This is a genomic window from Aeromonas sp. R10-2 (genome assembly GCF_040908445.1).
Lineage (GTDB): Bacteria > Pseudomonadota > Gammaproteobacteria > Enterobacterales > Aeromonadaceae > Aeromonas > Aeromonas veronii.
Genome location: NZ_JBFODS010000080.1, coordinates 47,603 through 59,748 on the forward strand (window position 1 = coordinate 47,603; position 12,146 = coordinate 59,748).

The following is a 12,146-nucleotide window of genomic DNA, read 5'->3' on the forward strand; positions in this document are numbered from 1 at the left end:
GGCCTCCGGCGCGGATCTGCATGCAGAAAGTGCAGGAGGATAAGGCGTCCGCGCAGGCAGCAACCTTGGACGGTGAAAAGTGGGCTGGTGACATAATACGTCTTCTCTTTTGCAGGCCGCCGGTCGGGTGAGGTGCAAGGCATCACCAAAGGGGCTGGCGGCAAACGGGGCGCAACTGTATCAGTGCGCACGGCTCCCTGTGAGCGGACCGGTTTGGCCGGGGCACAGGGTCAGGCAAGGCGGCAGAGAACGGGCAAGTTGAAGCTTGCCTGTGCCGCAAGAGAAGGACTTTCTAGTGGCGTAACACCGACAGCATCAGATGTCGGCGCGGCCAGGAAGGAGGGTGAGTACCGCGCGATCGCAGGAAGGGATCCCGCAACCAGTTATCAAGCAGTGACGCTGCGACGTTGTTGCCAAGTAGCAAGGGAAAGAGCAGCAGAGCGACCAGTACACCCAGCAGAGTCATCGCGCCGAAGGAGGGGGCATTGATGCCTGTCTGCATCTGGCACTCATCGCCCATGGCTGACCCCTCGTCTCCCTGATGGCAGGAGAGAGGCATGACATCGCCCGGGTGATCCATAGCAGGCATTGCATGAGAGATATCGCCATCCGCCATCGCCATGGATGAATCGAACATCACCATCGACTGGGCGCTGCTTGGGGTCGGCTCGGAGGAGAGGGGAGAACCATGCCAGCTGATGCAGAGAGTCAGATTGCAGACGAGCAGCAGCGCCAGCAATAGCCGGGCCAGAGCAACAGAGGGCAATCTTGCAGCAAGCTGGGTGAGTGACAATCCGGGCATCCTTAGGGAGCAAGTTGCCAAACTCTAAACCTTGCTCGCAGGAGAAGGTCAAGGCTTCTGCTGGCGCTGCTGTTGCAGGTAGAGGTCACTGTATTTTTCCAGCAATTGGTCTATCCATTGACTCATGCCGGGCGCTTGCAACATGGGCTCCAGTTGTTCGAGGGTGCCAAGATGCGGAGATTGCAGTGAAACAGAAATATAGAGCTCACCACGCTGCAGTGGCCACTGCAGATCAGCCAGCCCGCTGTCCGGGTAATTGTCGCTCAGAAACAGGCGACCGGAAGAGCGGCCGTAAGGAACGAAGTCGACCCGGTCACTGGCCAGCAGGCCAAATACCTGCTTGAGGGAGTTGACCCTGTAGATGCGGGTATTCGCTTGCAAAAAATCATCCATTTCGCTGCCAAGGCTGACGCCTATCATCATGGCGCCCCGCAGTCCGGTCAGATCCTCCCGTCGTTGCAGCAAGCGGCTTCCGGGTTGGCGCACGAATACCGCCATGTCATTGATGGCCATGGGCGTTCGGGTAAAGCGGGAGTAGTGTGCTCTCTCTTCGTTGCGCAGCGCACAGATATTGATGTCGACCTCTCCTTTAGCCACTTTCTGCTGACAGCGGGCCCAGGGGCCCACATAGTCGAGAGCCACATTGAAACCCAACCGTTGATAGAGGGTACTGACGACTTCGGCACAAACGCCGATGATCTTGCCATCGCTCAGCCAGTTCCAGGGGGGATAATCGTGATGACCACAGGCGGAGAGGGTCGTGTTCGTCAAGGTCGTCGCGAGCCAGAGCTGAGCCAGCATATCCGGATCCTGTGCAAAAAAGTCTCGATGTGTGTCATTGAAGCACACCGCAGACAAAAAAATACCCCCGCACGGGCGGGGGTAGTTTGTTATCGGTGGAAGGCCTGGGGAGAGCGTTACTGCTTGGCGCGCTTTTCCGATCCTCTCATGATGAGCCGGAAGAAGAGCGGGATAAAGAAGATGGCGATAAAGGTGGCCGCCAGCATGCCGCCGATGACCGGCCAGCCGAGGGCGTGACGGCTTGCCGCACCGGCCCCGCTGGAGGTGACCAGCGGCACACAGCCGAGGATGAAGGCGAGCGAGGTCATCACGATGGGACGGAAACGCAGGCGCGCCGCCTCTAGTGCCGACTCGATGAGGCTCATGCCCTCTTCGTGTTTCATCACTGCGAACTCCACGATCAGGATGGCGTTCTTGGCGGCAAGGCCGACCAGGGTCACCAGCCCGATCTGGAAGTAGACGTTGTTGGTCAGCCCCACCAGCCAGGTGGCGAGCAGGGCACCGAACAGGGCGAACGGTACGGCGGTGATCACCGCAAACGGCAGGCTCCAGCGTTCATACTGGGCGGCCAGAATGAGGAAGATCATCACGATACCGAAACCAAAGGCCATACCAGCGCTGCCTGCGGCCGCTTTCTCCTGATAGGCGGAGCCGGTCCACTCCAGCTTGGCGTCGTTGCCAAGAGCCTCATTGGCGACCTCTTCCAGCGCGGCGATGGCTTGACCCGAGCTGTAGCCGGGTGCCGGCTGTGCCATGATCTTGGCGGCCTGGAAGATGTTGAAGCGTTCGACCAGTTCGGGGCCGGTGGCATCACGCACCGTCACCAGACTGCTGAGCGGGATCATCTCCCCCTTGTCGGAGCGGACATAGACATTGCGGATATCGCTCTTCTTGGCGCGATAGTCTGCCTCGGATTGCAACTGTACCCGGTAGGTACGGCCGAACTGGTTGAAGTCGTTGACATAGACCTGGCCGAAGGTGGCCTGCATGGTGTCGAACACCGCGTTGATCGGCAGCCCCAGCGCCTTGGCTTTTTCGCGATCCAGGTCGAGATAGACCTGCGGCACGTTGGCGCGGTAGGTGCTGGTGACGCTGGCAAACTCCGGGCGCGCCTTGGCCGCTTCGAGGAAGCGTTGCACTTCGCCTGAGAAGGCCTGGGCGTTGCCGGTGCCACGGTTTTGCAGATAGGCCTCAAGGCCACCTGTGGTGGACATCCCCTGAATGGGAGGCGGGTTGAAGGAGGCGACAAAGCCATCCGCCAGCCCCATCAGGCTCAAGCCCTGGAAGGTCTTGGCCAGCGAGAAGGAGTCCTGCCCGGCCCCCTGACGCTCGCTCCAGTCCTTCAGGGTAATGAAGGTCATGCCGCTGTTGCTGATGATGGCATTGGAGAGAATGTCAAAGCCCGAGAAGGTGATCACATCCTTCACATGGGGGTTGGCCATGGCGATCTTGTCGAACTGATCCGCCACCGCCTGGGTCCGGCTCATCGCGGCGGCATCCGGCAGCATGACGGCGGAGATAAGGTAGCCCTGATCTTCGTTCGGTACCAGTTCGCCCGGCACTTTCAGGAAGAGGCCGTAGATGGAGAGGATCAGTACGGCGATGATGGCAAAGGCGACCCCCACCCGACGGTTCAGGAAGGCCACACCCCGTACATAGCCGCGGGTCAGCTGGTCAAATTTTTCGTTGAACCAGACGAAGAAGCGGGCCGGTTTGTGGTGTCCCTCCTTGAGCAACACGGCACAGAGGGCCGGTGAGAGAGTCAGTGCCACCAGACCGGAGATGGCGACCGAGACCGCGACCGTGATGGCGAACTGCTTGTACATCACCCCCGTCATGCCGCCCATAAAGGCGACCGGCAGGAACACGGCGCAGAGCACCAGCACGATGGCGACCACCGGACCGGAGACCTCCTGCATGGCGAGGATGGCAGCCTCCTTGGCGGAGCACTTCTTCTCGCTCATGATCCGCTCGACGTTTTCGAGTACCACGATGGCGTCATCCACCACGATACCGATGGCAAGCACCATGCCGAACAGGGTCAGCAGGTTGATGGAGAAACCGAGCACCAGCATGCCGGCGAAGGTCCCGATGAGCGACACCGGCACCGCGATACAGGGGATCAGGGTGGCGCGGAAGTTCTGCAGGAACAGATAGACCACCACGAACACCAGCACGATCGCCTCGAACAGGGTGTGTACCACCTCTTCGATGGAGATCTTCACGAACTCGGTGGTGTCGTAGGGGATCTGGTACTCGATATCCTGCGGGAAGCGCTCCTTGAGTCGCTCCATGGTGGCATGCACCGCATCGGCGACCGCGACGGCGTTGGCGCCCGGTTGCAGATAGGTGGCAATACCGATGGCCGGTTTGCCGTTGGCGCGAGCGACCAGATCATAATCCTTGCCCCCCAGCTCGACCCGGGCGACATCGCGGACCCGGATCTTGGAGCCATCGGGCATGGAGCGGACGATGATGTTCTGGAACTCTTTCACATCTTCAAGGCGCCCTTTGGTCTGCACCGTGTAGGTGAAGTCGATGGGGGCCGTGGTGGGTTGGGCACCAATCTTGCCTGCCGCGAACTGGGTGTTCTGCTCGCGAATGGCGCCAATCACGTCGCTCGGGGTGAGCTCGAGCTGGGCCAGTCGATCCGGCCTGAGCCAGATACGCATCGCATAGTCGGTACCGCCAAACAAGGTGGTATCACCGATGCCGGGAATCCGCTTGAGCTCGTCGATGATGTTGAGCAGGGCGTAGTTCGACAGATAGGTGGTATCAAACGAGCCGTTCGGTGACTGGAGGGTGACCACCTGCAGGATGGAGGTCGATTTCTTCTTGACCGTCACCCCTTGCTTTTTCACCTCTTCCGGCAGCTGGGCCATGGCAGCCGAGACCCGGTTGTTGACGTTGATGGTGGCCTGATCCGGATCGGTGCCGATCTCGAAGTAGACGTTGAGGTTCATCTGGCCGTTGGAGGCCGACCCCGACTGCATGTAGATCATCCGCTCGACGCCGTTGATCTGCTGCTCCAGCGGCGCAGCCACGGTCTGGGAGATCACCTCCGGGGTTGCACCCGGATAAAACGCCGTGACCGAGACCACCGGCGGGGTGATCTGGGGATATTGCTCGATGGGGAGCGCCCGCATCGCCGCCAAACCGCCCAGCACGATAATGATCGAAATCACGCTGGCGAAGATGGGGCGTTCTATGAAGAACTTGGAAAACATACGGGCTCCTTACTTGGCCGCAGACTGGCTGACCACCTTGCCGGTGATCGCCTTCATCTCGTCGGCAGAGACAGGTTTCACCACGGCGCCGGGGCGGGCCTTCATCAAGCCTTCGACGATATAGCGCTCACCTGCCTGCAGGCCGCTCTCGATCAGCACGCCGGAGTCGACCGCTGCGCCCAGGGTCACCGGACGGGGCACTACCTTGTTGTCGGCATCGACCACCATCACCATGCGGTCAGCCTGGGACTGGACGATGGCGCGCGGCGGCACCACGATGGCATTTTTGCGGGTGCCCAGATCGATGGTCATGCGGACAAACTGGCCGGGCAGCAGTACGCCGTCCTTGTTGTCGAAGATGGCGCGGGCACGGATGGTGCCGGTCTGGGGATCGACCCGGTTGTCGGAGAAGTTGAGCTTGCCCGCCTCCGGATAGAGGGAGCCATCGGCCAGACGAATATGGGTGCGCCAGGTGGTGGCATCCTTCGCCTCAATCACCCCTTTTTTTACCGAGTTTTCGAAGTTGAGGCGATCCTGCTCCGAGTAGGAGAAGTTGACGTAGAGCGGATCAAACTGGGTGATGGTAGTGAGCAGGCCGTTGTCGCCGCTGGTGGAGATAAGGCTCCCCTCGGACTGGGAGCTCTTGCTCGCCATGCCGTTGATGGGGGCGGTCACCTGGGTGTAGCTGAGGTTGAGCTCCGCCTCTTTCACCTTGGCCTGAGCGGCCTGATGGCTTGCGATGGCCGCTTCATAGTTGGCGATGGTGTCGTCATAGTCCTTGCGACTCACCACCTGACGCTTGAAGAGGGGAATGATGCGATCCCGATCGGCTCGGGCCTTGTTGAGACGGGCCTGCTCCTGAGCCAAAGTCCCTTTGGCCTGCTCCAGCGCCACCTTGTAGGGCTCCGGGTCAATCAGAAACAGCTCCTGACCGGCGGTAACCGGCTGGCCTTCCACATAAGTGCGCTTGAGCAGGATGCCACTGACCCGGGAGCGCACATCGATCTCGCGAAAACCGGCGGTCTCTCCCACCATCTCGGTGGTGAGCGGCACATCGGTCAGCTTGACCTCGGCGACCACCACAGGGACGGCGGGCATGGTCTGTGCCGTCTGGGTCGTCTCGCCGCCACAGGCACTCAGACCGCTGATCAGCGCCAGGGTCAGCAAGCTGCGTTTGTAAACCTCTCTTCCGGCATTGGACACCTTCATCATCACACTCCTGTTGGATCGATTTCGGCTGCTGCGTTCAGCATGTTTCTCCATACACATCATTAACTTCATGATTAAAAAAACAACTTCTTTATGATTGGAATGGGAGATGATAGGGCGGCAACCTTGAACACAACCTTCTCAAAGTGGCAATTAGGGTTGCCGATTGACGAAAAAAGTCTGACTTTTCCGATATGAGCGGGGGGCTTCGGGGATGTTCATCCCGGGCCAGGGCTCTTCGCAACCGTATCACGCCAGCCACTCCTTGCTGCAAAAAATAAGGTGCCATAAGGCACCTTGTTTGGATGGGTTTTTTACGCCATTTTATCGCAGGCAACCGCGAGCCGCTTCACAGTTTACGAATTCGTCGCGGCTCATCGGTTAATCTTGCGCCGTGTCAGGCAAAGCAGGCCCAGATGGGGGCGTGGTCGGAGGGTTTCTCGATGCCGCGCAGCTCGTAGTCGATACCGGTCTCGGTCACGCTGTCCTTGAGGGCGTCGGAGGCCATGATGAGGTCGATGCGCAGGCCGCGGTTCTCGTCAAAGCCCTTGGAGCGGTAGTCAAACCAAGAGAAACGCTCGCACTCGGTGGGGTTGGCGGCGCGGAAGGTGTCGGTCAGGCCGAACCCTTTCAGTCGCTCCATCCATTCGCGCTCGATGGGCAGGAAGGAGCATTTGCCATCCCGCAGCCAGCGCTTGCGGTTTGCCTCGCCGATGCCGATGTCGAGATCGGTGGGGGAGATATTCATATCCCCGATCAGCACCAGCTGGTCGTCCGGGGTGTGGTTGGTCTCGAGGTAGTGCTGCAGATCCTCGTAGAACTTCTGCTTGGCCGGGAACTTGGTCTCGTGATCCTGGCTTTCACCCTGCGGGAAGTAGCCGTTCATCACCTTGATGAGGGAGCCGTCTTCGCGCTCGAAGGTGGCCATGATCATCCGGCGCTGGGCCTCTTCGTCATCGGTGGGGAAGCCTTTCTCCACCTTGACCGGTTTCTGCTTGCTCATGATGGCGACCCCGTAGTGTGCCTTCTGGCCGTGAAACTCCACGTGATAGCCCATGGCCTCCACATCGGCCAGCGGGAAGGCTTCATCGTGCACCTTGATCTCCTGCAGGCCGATCACATCGGGCTGGTGCTTGTCGATGATGGCTTGCAGCTGGTGCAGACGGGCGCGCAGGCCATTGATATTGAAAGAGATGATCTTCATGTCCGGGATGCTCATGTCATTTTTATAAGTGGCTATTGGACTAGGAATCGGCGGTGGATGCAAGTTCGGGGGCTGTGACTGGTGCAACTGCTTGGTAACCTGTTCACGATCCGTCGCGAGAGGCTGTCAGCAAGGTGAAGCGCAGCGCAGGAACCGGATTGTATATGTATACATGAGGATTCCGAGCAGCACATGAGCCTTGATCACAGCCTCGCAGTAGGATCGTGGACAGGTTTTCAGCGGGTCATCTTTTTGACGAAAACCACCACAAACAGCGCCAGCGTAAAGCTGCCGGTGAAGGCTTCGAAGGCGGCAAAGATCCTGGAGAGCCCGACCGGAGTGAAGTCGCCGTACCCCAATGTGGTGAAGGTGACCACGCTGTAGTAGAGGCATTCGAGCAGGAAGATGGCATTTTGCTCGAGAGGGGCACCGGGCTGGTAGATGAGGTGCTCGCCCTGAAAATGCAGTCCGCAGAAGAAGTAAAAAATGCTGCAGATAAAGATGAGCAGCAACGAGAAGAGCACCACCCGCATCGGGGCCTCGCCATAGCCGCAGAAGAGATCGACCACCCAGGAGGTAAAGCGCTGGGTCGACCAGAACGGCAGTTGCAGGCGGCGCATGGTGAGCTCCTGCTGGATATAGTTGCCAGACATGGTGAAGATCCCCTGTGCCTCGGAGGCTTTGCGCAGATCCCGGTAGGTCTCTTCCGCCTCCTTGAACCAGATGCGTGCCTGTTTGGGATCCCGTTCGCGGCGCCCCTTGCGATCCTGCATCACCCGTTTGCCGGTCTGCATGTTGTCGAGCCGGGTGTTGTGCCAGCGGATGCCGAGCAGGTTGACGTCATCGAGGGTGGCGCACTGGAGGTTGGCATCACTGAGATCGGCCTTCATCAGGCTGCCGCCCTTCATGCGCAGGCCGTAGAGGTGACCACCGCGCAGGTTGGCGCGATAGAGGTTGCACTGCTCCAGCAAAAATCCCTGATCGGACTCCTTGTTGACCAGATTGAGGCCCGCCAGATTGGCCCGTGACAGCTGCAGGCCATGGCAGAGTCCGCCTGCGCGAACGTACTGTTCAAGCGCCTCGGCGGTGTGGGCTTCCTGATGGGTATGGTGGGGATCATGCCAGTGGCAGAGATCGTGCTCGCCAGCCTCTTCACTGCAGTGGCGGCCATCGGCCACCAGATAACGACACATCGCCATCTTCGTTTCCCTCGCATTGCCGAACTGGTTTCAGCATAGGCGGGGAAAAGGGGGCGCGGCGGCGTCTTAGCTGAACTGGTTGAACTCCTGACGCAGCTTGCGAAAACGCTCCTGCTGGGCCGGGTTGAGGGGGATACCGTCGAGCACGTCCAGAGTGTCTTTGCACTCGGCACCAAATTCCGGACTCTTGCGGTTTTTTTGCATCAGTTGCAGCAGCACCTGGATCTTGTTGAGAGCCGCACCGGTATTGGCGGGGGCGCGGCGCAGGGCCTCGCGAAAATGGCCGAGGGCCTGCTCCAGCTCGCCGCTCTGATAGGCCTTGATCCCCAGATCGTTGAGCTGCTGGTAGCGCTGACGCCGCTCCAGCACCGTCTTGTCATCCCGGGTGGCCTGAATGCAGGTGGTGAGCAGCCGATCTTCGTCCTCCGCCAGCAGCCCTTGCAGGCTTTCGGCATATTCAAACTCGCCGAGCTGGTAGAGGGCAAGGATGGTCTCGCCAAGCAGGGCGGGGGGCATGGTGGCCGGTTCATCAAGCCAGTTCTGATTGGCGCGATAGAGCATCTTCTTGCCCTTGAGCAGCTCCCCCAGCGCAATCTGCACCCGGGCCTGACAGATCTGCTCGAACACCGGGTAGTTGAACTCCGACATCATCAGCGAATCGCGGATGCGCGACAGGGCAGAATTGACCTGCTTTTGCAGGTTGGCGATGTGGTAGCTGTCGTTGCTGTTGAGGGCGTAGAGGGTCAGGGTCTGGATATAGGCTCCCAGATAGTGGGGAGTACGGTGAATGGAGTTGCGTGACAGGTCGATCAGCGACATCAGCACATCCTTGGCCTGGGCGTAGTCGTGGCGCTGCAGGCACACCTCCGCCAGCCGACGGGAGAGTTGCACCGACTGAGGGGAGATATCCACCGCCCGTCTGAGCTCCTGCTGCGCCTGCTCGTCATTGCCAAGGGCCAGCAGGGATTCTGCCAGCCAGAGGTGAGCCTCCACCATCAGCGGGGTATTTTTGAGGGTCGCCTGCAGATGGCTGACCGCCTCTTCGTGGAGCCCCAGGGTGTTGCACGCCTTGCCCAGCGTCAGGCGGGCCCAGCTGTTCTCCTGCCCGGCCAGCAGCTGGCGCATCAGGGCGCGCGCCTCCTGCGCCTGACCCAGCTTGAGGTGGGTATCGGCCTGCAGGCAACGGCAGTAGTTGGCAAAACGGGGCACCGCATCGGCTCGCTCGGCACAGGCGGTAATGAGGCCTGCCAGATTGTCATCGGCCAGCGCGGTAAAGACGCTGGCCAGGGCGTTGCGCCGGGCGAGGGCACGCTTCAAGCGAAACGAGAACTGCTCCTGGGAGAAGGGCTTCATCAGGTATTCGTCGGGCTCGGCTTCCAGCGCGCTCAGTACCATGGCGCGGGAGCTGTCGCCACTCACCATGATCACCACGCTCTGGGGCGGGATCAGGTCTTTGTCGCGCAGGCTTTCGAGCAACTGGCGGCCATTCTCGCCAACCCCGAGATCGTAATCGATGAGATAGATGTCGAAACTGCCTTTCTGGCAGCGGCGCCGCGCATCCTCGGCGGTATTGGAGTAGGTGATGTTGCTGATACCCAGATTGAGCAGCATCGCCTTCATCATCACCTGAAACGAGCGCTGCTCATTGACCATCAGAATGCGTTGTGGCTTGGCTGGGCTCTTTTTTTCTGGTTCTTGTTCAGGTGTCTGCATCTGTCTGGGTCGAGGCGCTACGGGCTGATGGGAGAAAGTGTGCCACCAAAGCGCCCGAAGAGGCAATTGGCCAAGTTGTCGATTGCGAACCATCTCCGTTTGTCCGCCTTTTGCCCGCGATGAGTGAAAGAAAAAGGCCCTGTTGCCAGGGCCTTGAACTCACCGTTTTTTCTCTGCCAGATAGGGAGCAAATTGCGGCGTGTACTCGGCCTTGAACCCCTGTTCGGTCTTGATGATGAGATAGACCGCCAGCTGGTGCTGCTTGGCAAATGCCAACCCCGCTTCAGGCCCCATCACCATCAGCGCGGTATCGAGAGCATCGGCCTCCAGTGCGGTCGGGGTGATGACGCTGGCGGAGACCAGCTTGTGGGTGACCGGCTGGCCGGTGGCGGGATCGATGATATGGGAGTAACGCTGGCCATCCAGCTCGTAGTAGTTGCGATAGCTGCCCGCGGTGCTGAGCGCCATGCCGTTGGGGATGACGATATCGGAAAACGCTCCCGGCTGATCGGAGGGTTCGACGATGGCTACTTTCCATGGCGAGCCCTTGCTGTTGTTGCCCTTGCTGCGCACCGCACCGGCCACTTCGATCAGGTAGTTGTGTACCCCCTTGCCTTCGAGCAGGGCGGCGATTTCATCCGAAGCAGCCCCTTCGCCGAGGGTGGAGAGGTCGAGATAGAGATCCGGGATCGTTTTTTCGAGCAGGAAGTGATCCCCCTGCGGGGTCAGGCTCAGCTTGTCGATCCCCACCTTGTGGCGGGCGGCGGCGATGGCCGCCTCATCGGGCCGCTTGACCGGCCGTTTGTCCGGGCCAAAGCCCCACAGATTGACCAGTGGCCCCACGGTCACATCCAGCTTGCCGTTGGTCAGCTTCCCGGCATCCATCCCCTGCTGGACTATGATGGCCATGGCGGGCGGGATGGCAAACGGGGTGTTGGCGGGCCCCTGATTGAAACGGGAGATGAGCGAGCCCGGATCGTAGGTGGAGATCTCCTTGTTCATCCGGGCCAGCAGTCTTTCTACGTCGCTTTTGAGGGCGGGCTCTCCACCGGGGTAGCTATCGCTCAGGGTCACCACATAGTAGGTGCCCATGGTCTTGCCCTGAATACGGGTCTGGGCAGGCGGGGTGGGCTGGCAGCCGGCCAGCGCCAGCAGCAGGGTCAGCAGCAGGCCGCGCAGGGCCGCCACGGGGGTTATCGCAATCATCCGGCGCTCTCATCTGGAGAAGGTTCATATCGGGGCGCTAGCTTAGCCAAGGGGCGCCCGCCGGGCGAGCCCTGATAGGGGCAATCGGAGGGAAAAGAGCAGAAAAAATTAAACAGTTTTGAACCTGTGGCGGGAGCGGGTCGTATCGTCCATCCGTGAGGGAGAGAGTGGCGAGTAGAGCACCGTCTGGTGACCTGGCCCGCAGCTTTGGCCAAAAGCCATAGCCGATTGAAGACAATTGAGTAAAATGAAGGTCGATTTAGACGGCATCTTTGCGAAGCGTTCACCGCATCCGCCAAGTCGTTGCCATCCATTGCCAATCAAAGGAGAAGATGATGAAAAAGGCGATTACCCTGCTGTTTCTGAGTACCCTGGCTGCCCCCGTGCTGGCGGATGAGTGTGCACTGGTCATCGAAGGCAATGATGCCATGCAGTACAACCTCAAAGAGATGAGCGTGCCGGCCACCTGCAAGGAGGTGACGGTCACCCTGAACCACACCGGCAAGCTGCCCGTGACCGCCATGGGTCACAACTGGGTGCTGGCCAGCACCGCCGACTATCAGACAGTGGCGACTGCCGGGATGAGCGCCGGGGCCGAGAACGGCTATCTGCCCAAGGATGATCCCCGTGTGCTGGCTCACACCAAGCTGATCGGCGGCGGCGAGAGCAGCAGCGTGACCTTCAAGACCGACGGTCTGGCGGGCAAGGATCTCACCTTCTTCTGCTCCTTCCCCGGCCACTTCGCCATGATGAAGGGCTCCTTCAAGGTCAACTAAGGTGCTGAC

General features: G+C 60.1%; 9 protein-coding genes. 1 reads left to right on the forward strand and 8 read right to left on the reverse strand.

Annotation, left to right across the window (positions count from 1 at the left end):
* Positions 1-292: 292 nt before the first annotated feature.
* The 8 genes from AB5Y97_RS15950 to AB5Y97_RS15985 all read right to left on the reverse strand — a co-directional run bounded on the left by AB5Y97_RS15950 (position 293) and on the right by AB5Y97_RS15985 (position 11,361).
* Positions 293-793 (reverse strand): hypothetical protein, encoded by a 501-nt coding sequence (locus AB5Y97_RS15950; protein WP_088869352.1) that lies wholly within the window; start codon positions 791-793, stop codon positions 293-295.
* Positions 794-850: 57 nt separating this feature from the next.
* Positions 851-1,603, reverse strand: a complete 753-nt coding sequence (locus AB5Y97_RS15955; RefSeq protein WP_088869351.1) for an ABC transporter substrate-binding protein — start codon at positions 1,601-1,603, stop codon at positions 851-853.
* A gap of 116 nt (positions 1,604-1,719) precedes the next feature.
* Positions 1,720-4,830 (reverse strand): efflux RND transporter permease subunit, encoded by a 3,111-nt coding sequence (locus AB5Y97_RS15960; RefSeq protein WP_139473795.1) that lies wholly within the window; start codon positions 4,828-4,830, stop codon positions 1,720-1,722.
* A gap of 9 nt (positions 4,831-4,839) precedes the next feature.
* Entirely contained in the window at positions 4,840-6,039 is a 1,200-nt protein-coding gene (locus tag AB5Y97_RS15965) for an efflux RND transporter periplasmic adaptor subunit (RefSeq protein WP_031227697.1), read from the reverse strand.
* Between the two features lie 397 nt (positions 6,040-6,436).
* Positions 6,437-7,243, reverse strand: a complete 807-nt coding sequence (gene xthA / locus AB5Y97_RS15970; RefSeq protein WP_005353222.1) for an exodeoxyribonuclease III — start codon at positions 7,241-7,243, stop codon at positions 6,437-6,439.
* Positions 7,244-7,479: 236 nt separating this feature from the next.
* On the reverse strand, positions 7,480-8,442 hold the full coding sequence (locus tag AB5Y97_RS15975; protein WP_005353221.1) for an ion channel: 963 nt from the start codon (positions 8,440-8,442) through the stop codon (positions 7,480-7,482).
* A 66-nt stretch (positions 8,443-8,508) separates the two neighbouring features.
* Positions 8,509-10,155, reverse strand: coding sequence for a tetratricopeptide repeat-containing response regulator (locus tag AB5Y97_RS15980; protein WP_088869349.1), 1,647 nt, complete (start codon positions 10,153-10,155; stop codon positions 8,509-8,511).
* A 159-nt stretch (positions 10,156-10,314) separates the two neighbouring features.
* Positions 10,315-11,361 (reverse strand): FAD:protein FMN transferase, encoded by a 1,047-nt coding sequence (locus tag AB5Y97_RS15985; RefSeq protein WP_368158436.1) that lies wholly within the window; start codon positions 11,359-11,361, stop codon positions 10,315-10,317.
* A gap of 335 nt (positions 11,362-11,696) precedes the next feature.
* Here AB5Y97_RS15985 and azu point away from each other — a divergent pair, with 335 nt between their 5' ends.
* Positions 11,697-12,137, forward strand: coding sequence for an azurin (azu, locus tag AB5Y97_RS15990; protein WP_005337768.1), 441 nt, complete (start codon positions 11,697-11,699; stop codon positions 12,135-12,137).
* The last annotated feature ends 9 nt before the right edge of the window (positions 12,138-12,146 follow it).